Genomic DNA, 22,722 nt, shown 5'->3' with positions numbered 1-22,722 from the left:
CTGTTCGGATCGAGGAGCACGCACCGGGAGTTCGGTTGCTCACGATGAAGCGCAGGAAGCATTCGCAGCTTTTCATGAAGAAGAGGTGATCGAAATGAACGGTGCACAGTCGCTCATCCAAAGCCTGGTCGACTCGGGCGTCGAGGTGTGCTTCGGCAATCCAGGAACGTCCGAGATGCATTTTGTCGCCGCACTCGATTCCGTTCCGCAGATGCGGGCGGTACTCGGCTTGTTCGAGGGCGCCGTGACCGGTGCCGCGGACGGCTACGCACGGATCGCCGGAAAGCCTGCCGCGACGCTGCTCCATCTGGGCCCCGGTATGGCGAACGGACTGGCGAACCTTCACAACGCGCGCCGCGCCCACACACCGATCGTGAACATCGTCGGGGACCACGCGACCTACCACCACGGTTTCGACGCTCCTCTCGAATCGAACATCGATGCGCTGACCGAATGGTTGGAGGGGTGGAGTCGACGTTCCGAATCCACCGCGACCGTCGGTAGCGACGCGGCCGACGCCGTTGCCGCCTCGATGAATCCGCCCGGACGCATTGCCACACTTGTCCTCCCTGCCGACGTCTCGTGGGGCGAAGGTGGAGTTCTTGCGGGTCCTCGGGACATACCGCCGCGGGCGGAAGTTTCTGCAAAACAGATCGACTCGGTGGTAGGCGCGCTCAATGCCGAGGGTCGCGCCACGCTACTGCTGGGCGGCGCAGCCTGTTCCGAAGCTGGGCTGCGCGCCGCTTCCCGAATTGCGGTCGCGACCGGTGCACAGATTCTGATCGAGACTTTTCCAGCCAGGCTTCAACGAGGTGCGGGGCTACCGTCATTCGAGCGCTTGGGATACTTCGCCGAGCACGCCACCGAACAACTTCGCGGAACAACTCAGCTGGTTCTGGCCGGAGCGGTTTCGCCGGTCTCGTTCTTTGCGTATCCCGGAAAACCGAGCGATCTGGCACCGGAGGGTGCTGCGGTGACAACGCTGGCAAGCGTCGGCGACGATGTTGCCGGTGCACTGGAAGCAGTGGCCGAACTCGTGGCACCGGGAGTCGAACCTGTTTTGCAGGAAGCGAATCGGCCGGCGCTGCCGAGCGGGCCTCTGGACGTTCGAAATTGGGCCGACGTGATCGGCGCCCTGCTGCCAGGCGACGCCATCATCTCCGACGAGGCGGCGACTTCCGGTTGGGCGATCCCGATCGCCCTTGCCGGAGCGCCGCGCCACGACGTGCTCACGCTCACCGGAGGTGCCATCGGCCAGGGCATCCCGGTGGCGACGGGCGCCGCTGTGGCAGCGCCGGAGCGACCGGTGATCAATCTCGAAGCCGACGGAAGCGCGATGTACACCATCACGGCGTTGTGGACGCAGGCGCGAGAGATGTTGAACGTCACGACGATTCTGCTCAACAATCGCGCATACGCCATCCTGCGTGGCGAACTGCAACGAGTCGGCGCAGAAGGTGGCGGCGTCGTCGCACAGTCGATGCTGGATCTGTCATCTCCGAACATGGACTACGTCAAGATCTCCGAGGGGTTGGGAGTGCCCGCGTCGCGGGCGAACACAGCGGAGGAGTTGGCCGAACAGTTTGCCGCAGCGCTGGCGGAACCCGGCCCGCATCTCATCGAGGTCATGCTGCCTCCGACGTCGTGATTTCGACCTCGAATCGATCGTCGATCGTGCATTCAACTGGAGGTTTTCGGTGCTAGCTGCGATCGGTCTGTCTCTTCCGATTGCCCTCGGCCTGCTTTTCGTCTCGATGCCCATGGCGGTGATCGTGCTCGTCATGATCACCGCTGGAGCACATCGAGGGGCGGCATCTTTTCTACTCGGGTGGGTCCTCGGAATCTCGGCAGTCGTCGCGGTGACCATCGTGATCGCGGACTATTCGTTTGCGGAGTCGCAGTCGTCGCAGACTTCCGTGTGGTCGAGCGTCGTACGAATCGTGTTGGGTCTTGTCCTGTTCGGCTTGGCATACAAGCAGTGGCGCGCGCGTCCGCGAAACGGGAGTGAGCCGACAGTTCCGAAGTGGATGAAGAGCGTCGACGGGTTGACTCCGCGGAAGGCGTTCGGGTTGGCGTTCTTGTCCGCGGCGGTCAATCCCAAGAATGCAGCGCTGGCGGTATCCGGTGCGGCCACTATCGCGGTCGCCACGAATGTCGTTGCCCAACAGATTGTTGCCGCGGTGATCTTCACGGTCATCGCGAGCGTCGGCATCGCGTTGCCGATCCTGGTGAAGGTGTTCTCCGGCAAGCGTGCCGACGAGATCCTCGCGTCCGCGAAGGCATGGATGACCGCCAACAACGCGGTGATGATGACGGTCATCCTGACGATCCTCGGTGCGACCGTGCTGGGCGAGGGGCTCAGTGGGCTGCAATAGGTCGCCTACCATTGGCGGGTGACTGATTTCGACGACGACGCTGCCGGTTCCATTGCCTCCGCTGCTTTGGCTGTACTGCGCGAGCAAGGCCCGCTGAGTCTCGAAGAGTGGGCGACCCATCTCGAGGAGTACGGAACTGCGACCGAGTTGGCCGATGTACTCGAGTACCTGTCCGAACCGATGCTCGGGTACCTGCCCAACGGAAAGTACGTCGCTCTCGACACGGTCCTCGAAGGGCTCGTGTTCACTCACAGGCTCAGCGAAGTCGAGATTGCGTCGGACATCCTTGACGCGAGCCCCGACCTGGAACCGATCTTGGCATTCGGCGACGACGACGGGGCGATCCGGGTGGCCCTGGCGGAAGAAGCAGCCTCCGAACGCGGAGCTGCTCCCTTCCGGAGTCGACGAGTTGTGGTACTTCCGGCCGGAACCCTCGGCGAGTGCGCCGACGGTGATCTCGTCGGCTTGGCTGTCGAAGACGGAACACTTGCGTTTCGTCTGGTCGAGATCGAGGACGAACCCGATCTTGCTCCGGCGCTCGGCGAACTCTTCGAGGAGGACGGAGTCGAGGCCCTGGATTCTGTGTGCTGGCAACTCCTGATCGAGGATCCGTCACTCTTCACGGTTCCTGTTGCGCCGCTGGGTGAGATCTTCGAGGTGGCAGGTTACGAGCACGAGCGTGAGCTACTGGCTCGGCGGGGATTCGACTTCGACGCCTACGACCTGCAGATTCGGACAGCCTTGGTGGCCAGTACCTACGACCTGACCCACGACGAGGCAGTCTCTGCCGTTGCGTTTGTCGATCTGGCGGACCGCGGATACACCGACGCGGTCATCGCCGACTTCGATATCGCGGACTGGGCCCACCGTCATGTGAACGCTGCTCCGGACTCTTTTGTCTCACTGGCAGATCCGGGTGCTGCAGTGGCCGTGTTCGATCTCGGATTTCGGAATCAGGACCCGGTGACCGACGCAATCCTCGAAGCGCTTGCCTCCGAACTGGCCGAGCGAGGGCCACGGTCGGTGCGGGCGGCGGCTCATTGGCTCGCCGGTAAGGCTGTCGATCGGCTGGGGCGCGTCCTCGAAGCGGAGGCGCACTACGAGAAAGCGCTCCTTGCCGAATCCGGTTGGGGTCCGGCCTTGTTCGAGCTGGCTCAGTTCGCGTCGGACCGCGGCGATGCGACCCGGGCGCTGTCACTGCTCGGGCGGATCGACGGCGGAACCGAAGAGAATCTCTACGCCGTACTGCAGGACTTCGTCCCAGCCGATCACCCGGAACTCGGGCGAAACGACAAGTGTTGGTGCGGTTCCGGCCGCAAGTACAAGGTCTGCCACCTCGGAAAGGCCGATGAATCCGTCAAGGCGGACGGTCGGTGGCTGTACAAGAAGGCATGCCTGTTTGCGTTTGCCTCCGAATTCGTCGACATCGTGACCGGGCTCGACGATCTCGAAAACGAAAATCTCTCCGAGGACGAACTGATCGCGGCCACGATCTTCGACGGATCGGCACTGGACGTCGCTCTGTTCGAGGGTGGAATCTTTGCCGAATTCTTGGCCAGACGCAGCGAACTACTTCCGGAGGCGGAAGTTGTGACAGCCGCACAGTGGCTCGGAATCCGGAGGTCGGTGTACGAGGTGATCGAAACGTCCGACACCGGCGTCGTGCTGCTCGATCGTGGGTCCAAGGAGACCGTCACGGTTGCTCACTCGGTCGAAGGCAAGCCAGGTGATGTGATCAGTGCTCGGGTCCTGACGGCCCCCACTGGAGCGTTTGCGGTGGGTGTTGTGGTCATGGCAATGGAATCGCAGGCTGCGAGGGTGCTCGAGGTTCTCGCTTCCGAAGATCTCGAGGCCGAAGAACTGGTGCGCGAGTTGCGTGGAGGCGCCGATCACTCGACCGATGACCGGTGACGATGTATCGAGTCGACCCCGTTAAAGTTGGATAGGTGAACGAACCGATGGATGCCAATGACTTGATCGCCGAAGCCGCGATGGAGTTGTTGCGTGAGCACGGCCCGCAGACAGCGGCGGACTGGGGCACCCTGTTGGCTGACGCCGGGCACGGTACAGCCGAGGACATGACCGAATTCGTCGAGTACGTCGAGGACCCGTTGCTCGGATACTTGAGTGAGGAGCGGTACGCCGCACTCGACACGTTGTTCGAGCATCGAGTGTTGACCCATCGCCTCACCGAAGCGGAGATCAAGTCCGGCGTTCTCGACGCGAACCCCGATCTGATGATGCTGCGGGTTTTCCTCGATCGTGACGACGACGAAATCCACGGCATCAGCGTCGTGCACCGCGGGACCGACGACGATCTTTTGGCTGATCGTGGGATCGAAGATCCGGAGTTCCCACACGACGAAGGCTTTCTGCTCGACACCGACACCCTTGCCGAGTGCTCGGTAGGTGACTTGATCGGATTGTTCGTCGCTGACCGTGAGCTGACACTCTGCACCATCCCCGAGGTACTGGATCCCGCACCCGGATTCGGCGAGAGTCTGGGGACGGTCCTCGCAGACACCGGTGCTGACACCCTCGATGCCATTGTCTGGCAATTGATGCTCGACGAGCCGTCGCTGTTCCGTCAGCCGACCGCACCGCTGGGCGAAATGCTCGAGGCGGCAGGTTACGTCCGCGACGGTGATTACGTTGCGGTCGACGGATTCGATTTCGAGGCGTACCACCTGGCGAACCGGGCTCGCATGCTCGAGGTCCGCGAGAATCTGCACCCCGAAGAAGCCGCGTCGGTGATCGCCTTCGTCGATGTGGTCATGGCCGCGAAAGCTGAAGGCGTCGACGATGTCTCGGACTGGGCGCGCAAGCAGATCAAGGAGGATCCGCAGGCCTTCGCAGGCCTCGCCGAGCCGCCCGCGGCTGCGGCAGCGTTGGAGCTGTTGTCCGAACTCGACGATCATGATTCCGTATTGCATTCTGTTGCAACTGCTCTCGACGAAAAAGGGTCGCGTCGTGTCAAGCCGGCAGCGCACTGGCTGGCGGGCAAGGCTTCGGATCGTCTCGGCAAGATCCTGGCCGCTGAGGCGTCGTACGAATCAGCGCACGATCTCGATCCCGACTGGACTCCCGCGATCTTCGATCTGGCGCTACTGGCCGCCGATCGAAGCGATGTGACGCGCGCGCTGGCTTTGCTGGGCCGAATCGAGGGTGGCGAGTCCGAGGTTCTGCACGAGGTTCTTCAGCGCTACGCCCCGGCCGAGCACCCCGAACTCGGACGAAATGACAAGTGCTGGTGCGGTTCCGGTCGAAAGTTCAAGGTTTGCCATCTCGGTAAGTCCGAGGTGACGTTCGACGACCGGGCCAGCTGGCTCTACGTCAAGGCTCAGTTGTTCTCGCGCACGCCGGAGTACTTCGACGCCGTGTTCGATCTTGCGCTCATCCGTGCCGAGCAGTTCAACAGCGAAGAAGCACTGACGCTGGCCGTCGAAGGTGGTTTGGCCGTCGACGCTGCCTTGTTCGATGCGGGTATCTTCGCGGCTTTTGTCGAGCGCCGCGGAGAACTGCTGCCTGCCGACGAACGCGAACTGGCCGATCAGTGGTTGTCGATTCCGCGCTCGGTGTACAAGGTCGCCTCGACGGAGCCGGGACAGTTGGTGACCCTCAGCGACGTCCGCAACGGGCATCTGGTGAAGGTCACGGACGAGTGGGGCTCGCTGAACCTCGAGCCAGGCACACTCGTGTGTGCTCGTGTTCTTCCGGCCGGGTCCACGATGCGCACGTTCGGTGGCATCGAACCGCTTGCGGTAGAAGACAAGAAGGAGTTGATCCAACTGATCGAGTCCGAGGACACCGAGCCGGGTCAGCTGGTGGAGTTCCTCAGTCGCGGCCTTGCCGGTGCGCCTTTCCGGTAGCGCGAACTACCAAAAAGGCGCACGGGGCCGGAGGCCCTAGGGCGTTACCTGAGCCAACATCATCTGCTCGAAACCCTCACCGTACGGCGGGAGCATTCCCCATTCACCGCGTGGGTCATGCTGCGCTGCTTCGAATACCGTTCGCGCGTGACTGAACTCCAGGAAACCCTCACGGCCGTGGTAGTGCCCGATGCCCGAAGCCCCGACGCCGCCGAAGGGTGCGTCGCTCAGCCCGGGGTGAGACATCGCGTCGTTGATGGTGACGCCGCCCGAGACGGTGCGTTCGAGTACGGATTCCTTCTCGTCCAGATCGGTTCCGAAGTAGTACAGCGCCAACGGTTTCGGTCGTGAATTGATGTCGGCGACGACGTTGTCGAGTTGGTCGTACGGCAAGACGACGACGGCCGGCCCGAAGATCTCCTCCTTCATGATCTGCGCGTCGGTCGGAGGGTCGACCACGATTCGCAGTGGGCGACGACGAGTGTCTGCGGAGAGTTCTTCGTCGGGAACGGTGATGATCCGTGCCCCACGTTCTTCGGCGTCCGCGATGTACCCCTCGATGCGTGCGAGGTGACGATCGCTGACTATCGAGACCATGTCTTTGTTGTCGGCGATCGTGGGAAACAGTCCCGTGAACTGGTCGGTGAACGCGTCGATGAATGCTTCCGTGTTCTCGCGCGGAACGTAGATCAGATCGGGAGAGACACAGAGTTGACCGGCGTTGGTGGACTTCGCGATAGCCAAACGCGAAGCAGCAGAGCTGATATCGGCACTGCGGCTCAAGACGCTCGGTGACTTGCCGCCGAGTTCGAGGGTGACCGGCACCAGGTTCTTCGCAGCATTGGCCATGACCAGCTTTCCGACGGTCGTGCTGCCGGTGAAGACGAGGTGGTCGAAAGGCAGCGACGTCAGCAGATCAGCGACTTCCGGGCCGCCGGTCACCACCGCGACCTCCACGGGGTCGAGAGTTCGACGAGACGCCTCGGCCAGGACGGCCGCAGTATTGGGCACGATCTCCGACGGTTTGAGAACGGCGCGATTTCCTGCTCCGAGGGCGCAGGCGAGCGGGCTCAGGAGAGTGAACAGGGGAGCATTCCAGGTTCCGATGATGCCGATCGAACCCTTCGGCTGGTACGACACGTACGCCGTGGCACCCAACTGGTCCTGCATCGCTCCGGTAGCTCTCGGTGAGCGAATCATCCACTCTTCGAGCGAATCACGAACGTGCTTGAGTGAAACCATCGACCCGAGAACGTCATTCATCACCGAGTAGGCCGGGATTCGGCCGCCGAAGTCTTCGTTGATCGCCTCGGTCAGATCCTTGTGGTTTGCCACCAGGAGATCGACGACGCGTTGAATGCGCTCGCGTCGTGTCTGCGCGGACGGAAGACCAGCGGCTCGAGTTGCTTCCTGCTGAGCGCGCAGAATCTCTTCGAGATCAGTGGTGACGGCGGCATCGGTGCTCATGGGCACTCCTCGTAGTGGCGAAGTATTGACCGGACCGTATCGACGCGGTGCGAGTGGATGTCCTTTTCGTCTCGTTGACCGGGACGGATTCGATTGGTAGAGAGAACACATGTCGCAGACACAGGTAGAAGACACTGCAGTGAAGATTTCCGTCGAGGAATCGGTGGGACTCGGTTTCCTGACGCTCGATCGGCCGGCGCGGCGCAATCCGCTCTCGGCGGAGACCATGCGTGAGGTGACGGCTGCCCTTGTCGAATTGTCTGTAGACGAGCGCGTGCGGGTCGTGATCGTGCGCGCCGAAGGCCCGGTGTTCTCCGCCGGACACGATCTGACGGAGATGATCGGGAGAACCCTCGAGGACGAGCGGGCGATCTTCGACGGCTGTACCGAGATGATGGAGACCGTACAGCGGATTCCGCAGCCGGTGATTGCCGCAGTACAGGGCCCGGCTATCGCGGCGGGCTGCCAACTGGCCGCGTCGTGTGATCTGGTTGTTGCTGCGTCGAATGCTGTCTTCGGCACGCCGGGCGTCAAGATCGGACTGTTCTGCTCGACGCCCATGGTGGCGCTGAGCAGGGCAGTAGGGCGCAAGCGCTCGATGCAGATGTTGCTCACCGGGCAGACGATCGACGCCGACACCGCTGCGGACTGGGGTCTGGTGAACTTCGTCGTCGCGCCCGAAGACCTGGACCGAGAGGTGCGCGAACTGGCCGCCAAGATCACGACGGCCAGCCCCTTGACGGTGAAGATCGGTAAGCAGGCGTTCTATCGCCAGATCGATCTGCCACAAGCGCAGGCGTACGAGGCGATGGCGGAAACTATGGCAACCAACGCCGTGACCTGCGACGCTCAGGAAGGTATGCAGGCCTTTGTAGACAAGCGAAAGCCCGAATGGCGCAATAAGTAACGATCGCTCTTCCGGTTTAGTTGGACGTCCTATAACCTGAGGCGCATGAGCCTGGATCCACGCACCAACACTGTCGACGGAGTGCTTCGGCGCTCGGCAGCCAAGTACCCCGACCGTGTAGCCGTCGTCTTCGAAGATCGCACTCGCACCTACCGCGAACTCGACGACGCGGTGACGCGGGTCGCCGCCTACTTGCTCGGTCTGGGGCTCGAACACGGCGACCGCGTCGCGGCATACGGAACCAACTCCGACGCCTATGCAATCGGATTTCTTGCCTGTGCACGAGCAGGTTTGGTGCATGTTCCCGTCAATTACGCACTGAAGGGGGAGGAACTCCGGTACCTCGTGGCGCAGTCAGGCGCCCGCGCGGTGTTGGTGGATCCGGCATTGGCGCCGACACTCGACTCGGTACGCTCCGACCTCGATCTCGATCACGTGATCGCACTGCGGGACGCGGAACTGTCCGTCGTCACGATCGGTGAGGCAGGCGAGGTGCCGGTCTTCGAACCGCGTGCGACGTCGACCGATCTGGCGCAACTCCTGTACACCTCGGGCACCACCTCGAAGCCCAAGGGCGCCATGATGTCTCACGGTGCACTGGTTCACGAGTACGTGTCCTCGGTGATCGCGCTCGGCCTCGACAAGAACGACAACCCGCTGATCTGCATGCCGATGTACCACTCCGCGGGCATGCACGTCTTCATGCTGCCCTACCTGTCCGTCGGCGCGACGGTCAGTCTGATGCAGGCGCCGGACATCCCGGAAATCCTGCGCCGTGTCGAAGCCGAAAAGATCGGATCGCTGTTCCTGGCGCCGACCGTGTGGGTGCCGCTGGCCAACCATCCGGACCTCGAGACCCGCGATCTGTCGTCGCTGAAGAAGGCGCAGTATGGCGCCTCGATCATGCCGGTCACCGTGCTCAATCGTCTGCGCGAGCGCTACCCGGACATCGGTTTCTACAACTGCTTCGGCCAGTCCGAAATCGGCCCACTGGCAACAGTTCTCCAGCCCAGCGAGCATGCTGATCGCCCGTCTTCCTGTGGTCGCGCGGTGTTCTTCGTCGAAACCCGCGTCGTCGACGCCGACGGAAACGATGTCGCCGACGGTGAGGCCGGCGAGGTTCTCTACCGCTCACCGCAGCTGTGCAACGGCTACTGGGAGAATCCGGAAGCCACCGCCGAGGCCTTCCGTGACGGCTGGTTCCATTCGGGCGATCTGGTCGTGCGGGACGAAGAAGGGTTCATCACGGTCGTCGACCGGATCAAGGACGTCATCAACACCGGCGGCATCCTGGTGGCGTCACGCGAGGTCGAAGATGCGGTCTACACGCACCCCGCCGTGGCAGAAGTTGCCGTGATCGGTACGCCCGACGAGAAGTGGATCGAGGCCGTCACCGCGATCGTCGTGCTCAAGGACGGCAACGACGAGTTGACGCCCGAGGCGTTGATTGCCCACGTCAAGGAGCGAATCGCTCCGTTCAAGGTGCCCAAGCATGTCCGTTTCGTGGCCGAGCTTCCGCGCAACCAGAGCGGCAAGCTACTGAAGCGGGAACTGCGCACCGTCTGAAGCTTGCTATAGGTTCTGCCTTACCTTCGGTTCGTTTTCAGGTCTTTGACTCCGATTGCCTCACGGTATTGACTTCGGGGGACGGCATGGACTTCGGAAACAGCAAGGTGAGTGGTGGGAATGCAGGTCGACGCAGATGACTTCGCAGATATCTTGGCGACTGCGCGGGAGTTCATCCGTAAGGAAGTAGTTCCGCGTGAGCAGGAGATAGCCGACACCGACGCCATTCCTGAGGACATACGCAAGAAGGCCGCAGCTATCGGGCTCTTCGGTTACGCGATCCCTCAGGAATGGGGTGGGCTCGGACTCGACCTCACCCAAGACGTCGAACTGGCAATGGAATTCGGCTACACGTCTCTGGCGCTGCGTTCGATGTTCGGTACCAACAACGGAATTGCCGGACAGGTGCTGGTCGGCTTCGGTACCGACGAGCAGAAGGCTCAGTGGCTCGAGCGCATCGCCTCCGGTGATGTCGTGGCTTCCTTTGCTCTCACCGAACCGGGCGCGGGCTCCAACCCGGCCGGCCTTCGGACCAAGGCAGTGCTGGATGGATCCGACTGGGTGATCGACGGCAACAAGCGGTTCATCACCAATGCTCCACTGGCGCAGCTGTTCGTGGTGTTCGCGCGCACTCGCCCGGCGGATTCCGATGGTCCGGGAATTGCAGTGTTCCTGGTTCCGGCTGACACGCCAGGTGTCACGGTCGGTCCCAAGGACAAGAAGATGGGTCAAGAAGGTGCTTGGACCTCCGAGGTCACCTTCGACAACGTCCGGGTTCCCGAGTCGGCCCTCGTCGGTGGCGACCAGGACACCGGATACCGCGCAGCGATGACGTCTCTCGCGCGCGGACGAGTCCATATCGCGGCGCTCTCGGTGGGAGCAGCACAGCGAGCGCTCGACGAATCTGTCGCGTTCTCCGTGGTCACGGAACAGGGCGGCACCGCGATCGGCGACTTCCAGCTGGTTCAAGCGATGTTGGCAGACCAGCAAGCCGGTGTGATGGCAGGGCGCGCGATGGTGCGCGAGGTGGCCGCGCGGTACGTCAGCGGTGAGGATCGCCGTCTCGGGCCTTCGGCGGCAAAGCTTTTCTGCACCGAGATGGTGGGCAAGGTCGCAGATCTCGCCGTGCAGATCCACGGGGGCAACGGGTACATGCGCGGTGTTCCGGTCGAACGCATCTACCGTGAAGTTCGCCTGTTGCGCCTGTACGAGGGAACCAGCGAGATCCAGCGTCTGATTCTCGGTGGTGGGCTCGTGGCGCAAGCGAAAAAGCAAAACCAGCGCTGACACATTTTCCAGACGAGCTTTAACCTCACGAACGGAGTGGACATGGGATTGTTGGACGGCAAGGTTGCGGTAGTGACCGGTGGAGCCCAGGGCATCGGGCTCGAAATTGCGCGCACCTTCATCAAGGAAGGCGCGACCGTCGTTCTCGGCGACATCAACGAAACCGTGGGAACGGCTGCGGTCGCCGAACTCGGTGGAGAGTCGGTCGCCCGTTTCGCTTCCTGCGACGTGCGTGACTCCGGACAGGTCGAGGCCATGCTCGATCTGGCCGAAAGCGCTTTCGGTCCAGTCGATGTCATGGTCAACAACGCCGGCATGACGCGCGACGCCACGATGCGGAAGATGACCGAGCAGGACTTCGACGACGTGATCGCAGTTCACCTCAAGGGCGCCTGGAACGGAACACGCGCTGCCGCCGCCCGCATGCGCGAGCGTGAGACGGGCGCGATCGTGAACATCTCGTCGATCTCCGGCAAGGTGGGCATGCTCGGGCAGACCAACTACTCGGCCGCGAAGGCCGGGATCGTCGGTCTGACGAAGGCCGCGGCAAAAGAGGTCGCGTTCAAGAATGTTCGCGTCAACGCCGTTCAGCCCGGACTGGTCCGCACGGCGATGACCGAGGCGATGCCCGAACGGATCTGGAACGAGAAGCTTGCCGAGATTCCGATGGGGCGCGCAGCCGAGCCTTCGGAAGTTGCTTCGGTTGTGCTGTTCCTCGCGAGCGACCTCTCGAGCTACATGACCGGCACGGTTCTCGAGATCACCGGCGGCCGCCACATCTGATCCGTCCTGTTCGAGTGCAAGAATTCAGAGTGTGAGAATTCTGGGTGTAAAACTTCTGGGGTGACTACTGACATGGGACAGCCGAACTCGGATCTTCCGCTCGACGGAATCACCGTAGTTGCACTCGAACAGGCGGTGGCGGCACCGCTCGCCACCAGACATCTCGCGGACATGGGTGCGCGGGTGATCAAGATAGAACGCGTCGGCGAGGGTGACTTCGCGCGTCACTACGACCAGGCGGTTCACGGTCAGGCATCACACTTCGTGTGGCTCAACCGTTCCAAGGAATCGATCGCCGTCGATGTGAAGTCGGAAGCCGGCCGGCAGATCCTTCTCGATCTGGTCGCGCGAGCCGATGTGTTCCTGCAGAACCTGGCTCCCGACGCAGCCGCGAGACTGGGGTTCGGCGCGGAGGAACTGCGCGATAAATACCCACGGCTCATCGTGATCGACATGTCCGGCTACGGCAGTGCCGGCCCGCGGCGCGAGCGCAAGGCCTACGACATGTTGGTCCAAGCCGAGACCGGAATGATCTCCGTGACAGGCACACCGGAGACGGCCACCAAGACCGGCATCCCGGTCTCCGACATCGCGGCAGGAATGTACGCGCTGACTTCGATTCTGAGCGCCCTGTTCCGTAGAGAGCGAACGGGCAAGGGAGCGCTCGTCGAGGTCTCGATGTTCGATTCCACCGTCGAGTGGCTGGGCCATCCGATGTACATGAAAATGTATGCGGACAAGCAGATTCCACGTGTCGGTCTCGGCCATGCCGCGATCGTTCCCTACGATTCGTATCCCACGGCCGACGGCGAAATCCTGATCGGCGTCCAGAACGATCGTGGATGGCGAGCGCTGATGGTGGACGTGTTCGAGCGAGAGGATCTGGTCGATCATCCGCGTTACCGCACCAACATCGTGCGCGTCGAAAACCGTGGCGAGGTAGACGAATTGGTGGGCTCTCTGACGCGTCTGTACTCGACGACAGATCTGGATCAGCGTCTGGCCGCCGCTGGTGTTCCGGCCGCGGCACTCAACGACATGGCCGGTCTGCTGGAACATCCGCAGCTGGAGAAGCGTGCCAGGTGGCGGTCCGTGGGCACCGAGAACGGTCCGATCGATGCCGTGCTGCCTCCGATGACGTATTCGGATGTCGAAATGCGCATGGGTGACGTTCCAGCACTCGGCCAGCAGACGGATTCTCTGCTGGCCGAGTTGGGACTTACGGGCGACCGGATCGCGGAACTTCGCCGCGACGGATCGATCGGTTAACGCTTCTAGCGTCGAAGGTTCTCGAACACCGCGGCAATCCCTTGTCCGCCGCCGATGCACATGGTCTCGATCCCGTACCGTCCCTGGCGCCGGTCGAGTTCGCGCAGCAGATTTGCAAGGATCCGCCCACCGGTAGCGCCGACAGGATGTCCGAGCGAGATGCCGGAACCGTTGACGTTGAACCGTTCCTCGATGTCCTGGGCGCTCAATCCCCAGGCCTTGGCGCACGCGAGAACCTGGGCCGCGAAGGCCTCGTTGACTTCGATGAGGTCGATGCGGTCGAGTGACAGGTCGACCCGGGAGAGTGCTTTCGCCACGGCAGGAACCGGGCCGATGCCCATCCGGTTCGGCTCCACACCGGCCACACCCCAGCTGACCAGTTTCGCGAACGGTCGCAGGCCCAGCCGTTCGGCGTTGGCAGCAGTAGTGACGATGGCGGCTGCGCCGGCGTCGTTCTGGCCGCACGCATTACCGGCGGTGACAGTGGCTTCGGGATCGACGCGACCTCGAATGGGGCGCAGTGCAGCGAGATCGGCCAACTGAATCCCTCGGCGCGGATGCTCGTCGCGAGTGACCACCGTCTGCTCACCACGGCGTCCGGGCACCGAAACGGGAATGGTCTCGTCGTCGAAGTACCCACTGTCTTGGGCGTGAACGGCCCGTTCGTGCGATCGCACCGCGTATCGGTCCTGCTCGTCGCGGGTGATCGAGTACTCCCGGCGCAAGTTCTCAGCGGTCTCGATCATGCCGCCTTCCACCGGAAAGTTGACTCCGCCGGAGTTCGTGCGCGGTTTGGCCAATCGGTCGTGGAACTCGACGGAAGGGCGCTTTGTGCCCCAACGCATGTCGGTGGAGTAGAACTCGGTTCCGCTCATGCTCTCCGCGCCGCCGGCGATGACCAGATCACTCATCCCGGTCTGTACCTGCATCGCGGCGTAGATGATCGCCTGCAATCCCGAACCGCAACGGCGATCGAGTTGTATTCCGGGAACGGACACGTCGAGACCGGCGTCGAGTGCCGCGATTCGCCCGATGGCCGCGGCCTCTCCGTTGGCGTACCCCTGACCGAAGATGACGTCGTCGACATCGGTGGACGCAATGCCGGTTCGTTCGACGAGGCCACGCACAACAGTGCCGGCGAGTGTGGTGACGGGAACGTCCTTGAAGACTCCGCCGAATCCGCCCACCGGGGTGCGAACGGGTTCACAGATGACTGCGTCGTGCATGGAATGCGCCTGTCTCGAGGAGAGGTGGGGAATGCGTCGCGTGAACGGGCCGATCGAAGGGCCCGTCGCGACCTGGCCACTCGAATATCCAGCACGCGTGGCGCGGTTGTCAACAGCAGGAACGACCTGTTCGGACATAGTTTCCGCCATACGGTTCGTATGCGAAATCGACTTTGACACATATACCGTTCGGGGATTGAATGGATACAGCGTCTCTGCCGCACACACGTCGCGGCGGGATGAAAGTTCCTGGAGTCGAATCAATTTCGTCGACCGGGAGGGCACGAAGTACCGACTGACAGGTGGAACAGTGACTCGTTTGGCGCAGACGGCGGGATTGACCGAAACTCAGACCGATATCGTCGGGGCGGTACGCGAGTTCGTCGATCGTGTGGTCATCCCCGCGGCGCAGGAACTCGAACACTCGGATACGTACCCGACCGACATCGTCAAGCAGATGAAGGACATGGGTCTGTTCGGACTGACCATCGACCCCGAGTACGGGGGTATCGGCGAATCATTGCTCACCTACGCGCTGTGCGTCGAAGAATTGGCCCGTGGATGGATGAGCGTGTCCGGTGTCATCAACACGCATTTCATCGTGGCTCACATGATTTCGGCGCACGGGACGCCGGAACAGAAGGCGAAGTACCTGCCGCGTTTGGCTTCCGGGGAACTCACCGGTGCATTTTCCATGTCGGAGCCTGCCCTCGGTTCCGATGTTGCTGCCATATCGACCAAGGCGAAGCGGACGGACTCCGGCGATTACGTGATCACCGGCCAGAAGATGTGGCTGACCAACGGGGGTTCCTCGACCTTGGTGGCAGTCCTGGTCAAGACGGACGAGGGCGCGGAGAAGCCGCACAACAATCTGACGACGATATTGATCGAGAAACCCGCAGGTTTCGGCGAGGTACTCCCGGGCCTGACCATTCCGGGCAAGCTCGAGAAGATGGGGTACAAGGGAATCGACACCACGGAGATGATCTTCGACGGTTTCGAGATCGGAGCCGAGGAGGTTCTCGGTGGCACCCCTGGCTCGGGATTTCGGCACATGATGGACGGCGTCGAGGTCGGCCGGGTCAACGTCGCCGCGCGTGCCTGCGGAATTGCCCAGCGCGCTTTCGAACTGGCTGTCACCTACGCCAAGCAACGCGAGACTTTCGGCAAGCCGATCGCCGAGCATCAGGCCATCGCGTTCCGGATCGCCGAGATGGGCACCAAAGTCGAAGCGGCACATCTGATGATGGTCAACGCTGCCAGGCTCAAGGACTCGGGTGAGCGCAACGATGTCGCCGCGGGTATGGCGAAGTATCTGGCGAGTGAATTCTGCTCGGAGGTCACCCAGGACAGCTTCCGTATCCACGGCGGATACGGCTATTCCAAGGAATACGAGATCGAGCGGTTGATGCGTGAGGCGCCGTTCCTTCTGATCGGTGAAGGCACCAGCGACATCCAGAAGCAGATCATCAGCAAGGGCCTGCTTCGCACGTACAACTGAGCCGAGAAGCGGCACCGCGAATATGCGCGGTGCCGCTTTGTCGTGTCGGGTCAGCGGGTGAAGGCCAGGGTTGTCACCGGTGACCGGTTGCCGTATGCGTCAACGGCTTCGACGCGGGCTTCGTATGCGGTGCCCGCTGCGGCATCGGGAATCGGAATGTCGAGGCTGTTCGGCCGCGGCATGAAGTAGAAGTCCGAGAGCACCTTCGACGAGACCACCTTCGCTCCGGTGGCTGTGTCCGTGACCTCGACGGCGTAGTGGTGCACCATCTGATCGTCCTTGGCCTGCGCGATCCTCAGTGCGGTCGCACCGTTTTCGCCGGTCGTCACCGAGAGCGGAGTGCTCGAGGTGAACTCCGGCGCGTGCGTGTTCCGTGCGCCCGAGGTGTAGCGGAAGTTGTCCTTGATCTGCTGGTTGGTCGACCCGTCGAGTTCGACCGTCCACCCCGAACCGCTCAGCGTGCCCGCGCTCGAGTACGGCGGCTGCCAGTTGGCTGACCACGCGCCACCGGCGTAGATGTCGTGCTTGTCTGCCGCCATGTTGATTCGGTTGATTTCCGTGCGGTCCTGGTAGACCTCGACGAAGAGCGCTTGGGCAGTGGGTGATTCGAAACGGTTCGCGAGACCGGACTCGGTCACCATCTGGTAGCCGTGATCGATTTCGATGTACGACATCGAGCCGTCGTTGACCGACGTGAAGTCACGCTGATGGATCGACCGGTCGTCGTTGTTGTTCAGATGTGAGTGCCCGGAGAAGAAGATTGCCTGAGGGAAGGCACTCAGGTCTTCGGTCAATCGAGGGTTCGACGCCTGCTGGCCGTCCATGGCTGTGTTGCTTGCCGGCCGGTGTCCCTGGACCAGGATCGGCTTGGTCAGGTTCCCGGACTCCGCGGTGATTTCGGTCAGGCGGGACTTCAGCCAATTGCGTTGCGCTGAATCATTGTTGTAGGTTTCGGTGTTGACCGTGAAGAGATGGACACCATTGACGTCGGATTCGTAGTATCCGCCACCGGAATCCGGGAACCACTCCGCCGGGTATCCGGCTCTGATCGCCGCGAGACTTGCATCGTGATTGCCGTTGGAGATCAGGAGTTGTGTGTCGTTCATGCCCTTCCGGGCGAGGTTTGCCTGGAAGATTTCTGCGACGATCTTGTGGTCGGGCCCCTTGCCGTCTCCGTTGTCGTTGATCATGTCCCCGTTGGAGAGGATAGCGTCGGGTTTCGGGAAGATGGAACCGATTGTGTCGAAGAAGCTTTCGTACTTCTTGTCGTTGTTCGCGTGATCGCCGACGTGGACGTCGGACATCACGACGACCTGAGCCAGCGGCTTTTCCGAGGTCTTGATCAGGTAGCCGAACGAGACGGCCGCGCTCGCGTGATCGCCGCGGAAAGCTGCGACAGTGACGTTGGTGTCCTGTGCGATGTGCAGCGGACGTCCCGGCGTGGCAGCTTGGCTGTCGGTGGTGGGTGTCGTTCCGTCCACGGTGTAGCGGACGGTGGCGCCGCGCTCGGCGGTGAAGGTCAGGTCGACGGGGTGCTCGTACCGTCCGCCGGGGACGCTGACGCCGGGCGCTGCGGGCGGCGTGTTGTTCTCGCCCGAAGAGCTGCCCCATTCGAAGGACGAACTGCCCCAGCCGGGTTCGGCGTGGGATTCGGCGGGGGCGATGACGGGAACGGCGAGAGCCGCTGTCACGGCTGCTATCGCGATGGTCGTACGTCTCACGAGGATTCCTTGTCTTCGACGCGGTGGTTCAGACCTATCCGTAATTGGTCTGGACCAATTACGGTAGGTGGCGCCGGGTAGAAGAAGGTGTGTCCTGAATGTCCGATTAATGAAGCGTGTGTGAACACCCTGCAGTGCTTGGTACCGGTATACCTGTCTGCGTTTATGGCAAAGTCGATGGAGTGGACCTACGTCAGATCGAGTACTTCCTTGCCGTTGCCGGTGGTGAGTCCTTGTCGACGGCTGCGCAGAATCTGTCGGTCACCAAGCCGTCGCTGTCGCAGGGTATTCGTGGCCTCGAGCGCGAACTCGGAGTCGAACTGTTTCACCGTGTCGGTCGCGGTTTGGTGCTGACGGCAGCAGGTCGGGCGTTGGTAGGGCCGGCGAGGCAGATGACTCGCAGCAGCGCGGCCGCGTTCGACGTCGCGATCGGTACGGCCGACGAGCCTCGTGGCCGGCTCGACATCTGCTCCGCGGCACATGGTCTCGAAGGTCCGATCGCACGCATCGTGGCAGACTTTCGTGAGCGGTGGCCTGCTGTGACCGTTCGGGTCGGTGAGTTGCCGCAGGGTGCAACGTCTGAGCAGGTGTTGGCAGACGGCGCGTGCGAGGTGGTCTTCAGCTATTGGCCACCCGACATGTCGGCGCTGTCCACGAAAGTGTTGGGGGTGAACGAGTACTGGCTGGCAGTGCCGTCGGGGGTTCATCTCGACGTCTGGCCGAATGGTGTGAAACCCGCTGCGGGAGAGCCGGTGTCATTGACGGCATTGCCCGATCTCCCCGTGGTGGGTGTGCTCAAACACTCGCGGGCTCGGCTTGCCATCGAGTCGTCTCTGCAGGCCGCCGGGGCCCGGACTCGGATGTCGACGGAGTTGGCGCAGCGGGAGACCGTCGGCGCGTTCGTCTTTGCTGGTTTGGGCATGGCATTCATGGAGCGTTCGTTGGCCGAGAGGTCGGTCGCGTCCGGCGCGGAGATATTTCCGGTGGAGCCGGCGATCTCACTGAATTACGGCGTCGAGTTCGATCCGGAGACGCTCTCGCCGTTGGGCAGGCTGTTCGTGGAGGGCTTGTGACGTGGGGAGATGTTCTCGATGTACGCAGACCCGGCCGGTGAGAGCGGGCCGTCGCGGTAGACCAAGATCGTCTGCCGGGTGATCGGTGGGAAAAGCGAGCGAACCTCAGATGCCGGTGAGTCTTGTTCGGCGATCGATCTGGGCAGCAGCGCGGCGCCTACACCTTGCCCGACCATTTCCCGGACAGCAAGGCGATCTGGCACTTCCACGACGACGTCGGTGAGTTCCAGATCGTCGTCGATCGAGTGCCCGCGCCGAACTGCGGATGCCTCGACCACCATTGGCAGGCGCGCGACCACGGTGCGCGGAACCGGATCGGGGAGGTCTATGGCCAGGCGAATGGGGATCGACAAGACCGTTTCCTGGGTGCTCACGGCAATTTCTCGAAGCCCGTCGGAGACTTCGGTACCCGGGTGGGTCTCGAGAAACCCGAGTTCACACGTACCTGCTCTGACGAGCGCGCGCACGTCCTGTGCGTTGGCGGAGGCGTTCGTGGAGAACCGAATTCCGGGTGCCGTCAGATGGAGGCGTCCGGCGACCTCTGCAACAGGGTCGATGGCGAGATCGGACTGAACTGCTATGGCGAGTTCCCCGGCGCGCAAGGCGGTTACCGCAGCCACCGCGGCCTCGGCCCGAGCAACGTCGGCGAGCAACGTACGGGCAGAATCGGCAACTGCCAGTCCGACCGTGGTGGGAGCCAGACCGCGAGTGGTGCGCTCGAAGAGTGTGGCTCCGAGAGCTCGTTCGAGGTTGCGCACGGCCTGCGAGAGGGACGGTTGCGAGATACGCAGGACGTCCGCGGCGGCAGTGACGCTGCCGTGATCGACGACCGCGACGAGATACTGCGCGCTGCGTATGTCCATGCCGGGTGCCTGCATCTGACGAATTCTCCCAGATGACGGAGCCTTGGCGGCGGTGACTTGCTGCGACCTGCGGACATAGGTCTGAGCTATGGCTCTGTGCGCCTTCTCGTCTTTGTGGCGCAGGCCATAGCGATGGTCGACTGTTCCAGTACCACCGACCGCGGTTCGTGCTCGGTGAGTACCTGGAACACAGGAGCGTGATGTGAGCGAGCTTCACCTACCCAACCGGATACGCCACTCGGCGTCGACACGGCCGTCCGATCCGGCAATCACGTGCGGCGACCGAACGTTGACTTGGGCTGAGCTGGATGGCGAGACCAGCACCTTGGCGAGTGCGCTGGCAGAAGTGACCACAACGGGTGCTCGTGTCGGTGCGCTACTGCGTATGGGGCTCGAAGGTGCGGAAACCTTCATCGCATGTGCGAAGGCAGGCGCTGTGTTCATACCGTTGAACTGGCGGCTCAACCCACTCGAACTCGTCGACATCGCCGAGGACGCGGAGCTCGACGTCTTGATCGTCGATGACGAGTTCGCCGCGGGGGCGGCGGCGATGTCCGCAGCGTTGCCGGACATCGAGGTCATAACCGTGGGAGCTGCAGGGGGCCTGCCGGATTCGCGAACCTGGGCGGAGTTCGTGGCATCAGGTACCGGTGTCGACCCCGGACACGGGCACGATCCGGACGCAGCAGTTCTGCAGCTGTACACGTCCGGGACAACCGGCCGGCCCAAGGGCGTCGTGGCCACGCACCGGAATCTGTACAACGAGCCCGAGGGGTTCGATGTCTACGAATTCGGTTCGAATGCAGTCGCACTCGATGCACTTCCCCTCTTTCACATCGCCGGTGCCGGCTGGATGAGTACATGCTTGTCGGCCGGAGTGCCTTTGGTGCTGCTCGGAGACATGGCGCCGGCTCGGGTCGCGGATGCCATCGCGACCCACCGCGTCACCCACGCATTTCTGGTGCCTGCAGTCATTCAGACGCTGGTAGATCTGCCGACTCTCGACAGTTTCGATCTGACCAGCCTGGAGGTGGTCGCCTATGGGGCGTCACCGATCACTCCGGCGCTCCTCGCCCACGCGATGACTGTCTTGAACTGCAAATTCGTTCAGCGATACGGGATGACTGAGACGACGGGTTCGGTATCCGTCCTTCGTGCTTACGACCATCATGTGAGCGGGCCGCGTTCGGAGTTGCTTCGCTCTGCGGGCAAGCCGATGATCGGCGTCGAGATCTCGATTCGAGACGTCACCACTGGTGAGGAATTGCCGCCCAATAATTCCGGTGAGATCGTCGCGCGCAGTAGAAACAACACTCGCGGATACTGGCGACGTGACCGTGAGACCGCCGAATTGTTCACCCACGACGGTTTCCTCCGAACGGGGGACGCCGGCCATCTGGACGACGAGGGGTATCTGTTCGTCACCGATCGACTCAAGGACATGATCATCACCGGCGGAGAGAACGTCTATCCGATCGAGGTGGAATCCATTCTGGCCGAGCACCCCTCGGTCGCCGAGGTCGCGGTGGTCGGGGTTCCCGACAAGCGCTGGGGTGAATCCGTGACCGCAGTGGTCAAACTGGTCGACGGTGCCGACGTGCCGAGCGTCGACGAGTTGATCGCTTTCAGCACAGCGAAGTTGGCGTCGTACAAGAAACCTCGCCAGATCCATTTCGTGGACTCCCTACCTCGCAACGCGAGCGGAAAACTGCTCAAGTCGAGCCTGCGGACCATGCTGAACGCGAGCGGAGAAGCATCATGATCGTGACCGAAGACGTCGGTGTCGCACAACGTGAGGCATGGGCGAACAAAGTCCTTCCACCGGTCGAACAGGTGCGGGACGGATTGTGGTCGATCCCTGTTCCTATGCCGGACAACCCTTTGCGCTACGTACTCGTCTACGCACTCGCGCTCGACGACGGACTTGCCCTCATCGACGTCGGTTGGGATCACGAACAGTCCTGGCAGGCTCTCGTCGACGGCATAGCATCGATCGGATACCACGTTTCCGAAGTGCGCTATGCGGCAATCACGCACCTGCATCCCGATCACTTCGGCCTGGCGCCGCGTCTTCGGCAGGTCAGCGGCGCGACACTTGCGATGCACGTGGCCGACGCGACGCTCCTCGGGTACCACGGGCCCGAACAGACCCGCGACGACATCAGTGGCTGGAACCTGCAGTTGTCCGAACTCGGCGCACCGGCCGAAGTGCTCGACGCGTCTCGGGTCGACCTGGTGCGGTTCGCCGAGCACGAAACCATCGACATTGTTCTGGGAGAAGGGGATTCACTCGACCTACCCGGTTGGAATCTCCGCGCCCAATGGACACCGGGGCACACTCCCGGACATCTCTGTTTCGTGGAAGAGGACAGAGGCTTGTTGTTCAGCGGCGATCACATGCTGCCGAGGATCAGCCCGAACATCTCCACGATTCCCGGTGAACTCGAGAACCCACTTCATCGTTATCTTCTCTCGCTCGAGGCGACGACAACACTGGGCGAGTGCGAAGTGCTTCCGGCACATGAATATCGATTCCGTGGGATCGCCGATCGTGCACGTCAATTGATGGGGCACCACGAGGAGCGATTGGCGGAGATCGTGGCTGCGGTGCAGGATGAGCCTGAATCCACGGCCTGGGAACTCTCACGCACGATCTCCTGGTCTCGCCCGTTCGAACAGATGTCGCCGCGACTACTTCGCTTGGCAGTCCGCGAAACCCATGCTCATCTTGTTGTTTTGGCCAAGCGGGAGATCGTGACACCGTCCGGCGGCACACCCGTGCGCTGGAGCATTCGCGCGCAGTGACCTTTCAAGA

17 protein-coding genes are annotated in these 22,722 nt (G+C 62.4%); 13 read left to right on the top strand and 4 right to left on the bottom strand.

Annotated elements, in window-relative coordinates:
- Nucleotides 1-85: 85 nt before the first annotated feature.
- The 4 genes from ACBG85_RS24730 to ACBG85_RS24715 are packed head-to-tail and all read left to right on the top strand — an operon-like array spanning nucleotide 86 to nucleotide 6,244.
- A complete protein-coding gene (locus tag ACBG85_RS24730; protein WP_082661362.1) occupies nucleotides 86-1,648 on the top strand; it encodes an acetolactate synthase large subunit in 1,563 nt (520 codons plus the stop codon).
- Nucleotides 1,649-1,697: 49 nt separating this feature from the next.
- On the top strand, nucleotides 1,698-2,375 hold the full coding sequence (locus ACBG85_RS24725; RefSeq protein WP_058037630.1) for a GAP family protein: 678 nt from the start codon (nucleotides 1,698-1,700) through the stop codon (nucleotides 2,373-2,375).
- 18 nt (nucleotides 2,376-2,393) lie between these two features.
- The gene (locus ACBG85_RS24720; protein WP_372025220.1) at nucleotides 2,394-4,286 is read left to right on the top strand and encodes an SEC-C metal-binding domain-containing protein; all 1,893 of its coding nucleotides are present in this window, start codon (nucleotides 2,394-2,396) and stop codon (nucleotides 4,284-4,286) included.
- 35 nt (nucleotides 4,287-4,321) lie between these two features.
- Nucleotides 4,322-6,244 carry an SEC-C domain-containing protein gene (locus ACBG85_RS24715; protein WP_372025218.1) on the top strand — a complete coding sequence of 641 codons (1,923 nt, stop codon included), beginning with the start codon at nucleotides 4,322-4,324 and terminating at the stop codon, nucleotides 6,242-6,244.
- A 36-nt stretch (nucleotides 6,245-6,280) separates the two neighbouring features.
- On the opposite strand, the gene ACBG85_RS24710 is transcribed toward ACBG85_RS24715, so the two are convergent.
- A complete protein-coding gene (locus tag ACBG85_RS24710; RefSeq protein ID WP_063315748.1) occupies nucleotides 6,281-7,711 on the bottom strand; it encodes a coniferyl aldehyde dehydrogenase in 1,431 nt (476 codons plus the stop codon).
- Nucleotides 7,712-7,820: 109 nt separating this feature from the next.
- On the opposite strand from ACBG85_RS24710, the gene ACBG85_RS24705 reads away from it, so the two are divergent.
- The 5 genes from ACBG85_RS24705 (at nucleotide 7,821) to ACBG85_RS24685 (ending at nucleotide 13,523) form a co-directional block, all read left to right on the top strand.
- Nucleotides 7,821-8,618, top strand: coding sequence for an enoyl-CoA hydratase (locus ACBG85_RS24705; RefSeq protein ID WP_003939812.1), 798 nt, complete (start codon nucleotides 7,821-7,823; stop codon nucleotides 8,616-8,618).
- Nucleotides 8,619-8,663: 45 nt separating this feature from the next.
- On the top strand, nucleotides 8,664-10,184 hold the full coding sequence (locus ACBG85_RS24700; RefSeq protein WP_063315749.1) for an acyl-CoA synthetase: 1,521 nt from the start codon (nucleotides 8,664-8,666) through the stop codon (nucleotides 10,182-10,184).
- A 120-nt stretch (nucleotides 10,185-10,304) separates the two neighbouring features.
- Nucleotides 10,305-11,471: an acyl-CoA dehydrogenase family protein gene (locus ACBG85_RS24695; RefSeq protein WP_007729538.1), complete on the top strand. Its 1,167-nt coding sequence runs from the start codon at nucleotides 10,305-10,307 to the stop codon at nucleotides 11,469-11,471.
- Nucleotides 11,472-11,513: 42 nt separating this feature from the next.
- Nucleotides 11,514-12,254: a 3-oxoacyl-ACP reductase FabG gene (gene fabG / locus ACBG85_RS24690; RefSeq protein ID WP_003940214.1), complete on the top strand. Its 741-nt coding sequence runs from the start codon at nucleotides 11,514-11,516 to the stop codon at nucleotides 12,252-12,254.
- 72 nt (nucleotides 12,255-12,326) lie between these two features.
- Entirely contained in the window at nucleotides 12,327-13,523 is a 1,197-nt protein-coding gene (locus ACBG85_RS24685) for a CaiB/BaiF CoA-transferase family protein (RefSeq protein ID WP_007729534.1), read from the top strand.
- A 5-nt stretch (nucleotides 13,524-13,528) separates the two neighbouring features.
- On the opposite strand, the gene ACBG85_RS24680 is transcribed toward ACBG85_RS24685, so the two are convergent.
- Nucleotides 13,529-14,749 carry an acetyl-CoA C-acetyltransferase gene (locus ACBG85_RS24680; RefSeq protein WP_211920934.1) on the bottom strand — a complete coding sequence of 407 codons (1,221 nt, stop codon included), beginning with the start codon at nucleotides 14,747-14,749 and terminating at the stop codon, nucleotides 13,529-13,531.
- A gap of 310 nt (nucleotides 14,750-15,059) precedes the next feature.
- Here ACBG85_RS24680 and ACBG85_RS24675 point away from each other — a divergent pair, with 310 nt between their 5' ends.
- Nucleotides 15,060-16,250 carry an acyl-CoA dehydrogenase family protein gene (locus ACBG85_RS24675; protein WP_007729528.1) on the top strand — a complete coding sequence of 397 codons (1,191 nt, stop codon included), beginning with the start codon at nucleotides 15,060-15,062 and terminating at the stop codon, nucleotides 16,248-16,250.
- 50 nt (nucleotides 16,251-16,300) lie between these two features.
- Here ACBG85_RS24675 and ACBG85_RS24670 read toward each other — a convergent pair whose 3' ends face one another.
- Entirely contained in the window at nucleotides 16,301-17,971 is a 1,671-nt protein-coding gene (locus tag ACBG85_RS24670) for a chitobiase/beta-hexosaminidase C-terminal domain-containing protein (RefSeq protein WP_372025216.1), read from the bottom strand.
- A 182-nt stretch (nucleotides 17,972-18,153) separates the two neighbouring features.
- Here ACBG85_RS24670 and ACBG85_RS24665 point away from each other — a divergent pair, with 182 nt between their 5' ends.
- Nucleotides 18,154-19,044, top strand: a complete 891-nt coding sequence (locus ACBG85_RS24665) for a LysR family transcriptional regulator (RefSeq protein WP_336871707.1) — start codon at nucleotides 18,154-18,156, stop codon at nucleotides 19,042-19,044.
- Here ACBG85_RS24665 and ACBG85_RS24660 read toward each other — a convergent pair.
- Entirely contained in the window at nucleotides 18,978-19,922 is a 945-nt protein-coding gene (locus tag ACBG85_RS24660) for a LysR family transcriptional regulator (RefSeq protein WP_372025214.1), read from the bottom strand. The two genes, ACBG85_RS24665 and ACBG85_RS24660, sit on opposite strands and share 67 nt — an antisense overlap.
- Before the next feature lie 187 nt (nucleotides 19,923-20,109).
- Between ACBG85_RS24660 and ACBG85_RS24655 the strand changes: the two genes are divergently transcribed.
- Nucleotides 20,110-21,669 (top strand): long-chain-fatty-acid--CoA ligase, encoded by a 1,560-nt coding sequence (locus ACBG85_RS24655; protein ID WP_003939977.1) that lies wholly within the window; start codon nucleotides 20,110-20,112, stop codon nucleotides 21,667-21,669.
- Entirely contained in the window at nucleotides 21,666-22,712 is a 1,047-nt protein-coding gene (locus ACBG85_RS24650; protein ID WP_030537195.1) for an MBL fold metallo-hydrolase, read from the top strand. Before ACBG85_RS24655 ends, ACBG85_RS24650 begins: the two co-directional genes overlap by 4 nt.
- Nucleotides 22,713-22,722 lie beyond the last annotated feature (10 nt).

It is taken from the genome of Rhodococcus sp. NyZ502 (assembly GCF_041464245.1).
Classification (GTDB): domain Bacteria; phylum Actinomycetota; class Actinomycetes; order Mycobacteriales; family Mycobacteriaceae; genus Rhodococcus_F; species Rhodococcus_F qingshengii.
This window is presented reverse-complemented; position numbering and strand designations above follow the sequence as displayed.

Coding starts and splice junctions, on each gene's coding strand:
- ACBG85_RS24710 (WP_063315748.1), bottom strand. CDS start 7,711: ATGAGCACCGATGCCGCCGTCACCACTGATCTCGAAGAGATTCTGCGC.
- ACBG85_RS24705 (WP_003939812.1), top strand. CDS start 7,821: ATGTCGCAGACACAGGTAGAAGACACTGCAGTGAAGATTTCCGTCGAG.
- ACBG85_RS24700 (WP_063315749.1), top strand. CDS start 8,664: ATGAGCCTGGATCCACGCACCAACACTGTCGACGGAGTGCTTCGGCGC.
- ACBG85_RS24695 (WP_007729538.1), top strand. CDS start 10,305: ATGCAGGTCGACGCAGATGACTTCGCAGATATCTTGGCGACTGCGCGG.
- fabG (WP_003940214.1), top strand. CDS start 11,514: ATGGGATTGTTGGACGGCAAGGTTGCGGTAGTGACCGGTGGAGCCCAG.
- ACBG85_RS24685 (WP_007729534.1), top strand. CDS start 12,327: ATGGGACAGCCGAACTCGGATCTTCCGCTCGACGGAATCACCGTAGTT.
- ACBG85_RS24680 (WP_211920934.1), bottom strand. CDS start 14,749: ATGCACGACGCAGTCATCTGTGAACCCGTTCGCACCCCGGTGGGCGGA.
- ACBG85_RS24660 (WP_372025214.1), bottom strand. CDS start 19,922: ATGCAGGCACCCGGCATGGACATACGCAGCGCGCAGTATCTCGTCGCG.
- ACBG85_RS24650 (WP_030537195.1), top strand. CDS start 21,666: ATGATCGTGACCGAAGACGTCGGTGTCGCACAACGTGAGGCATGGGCG.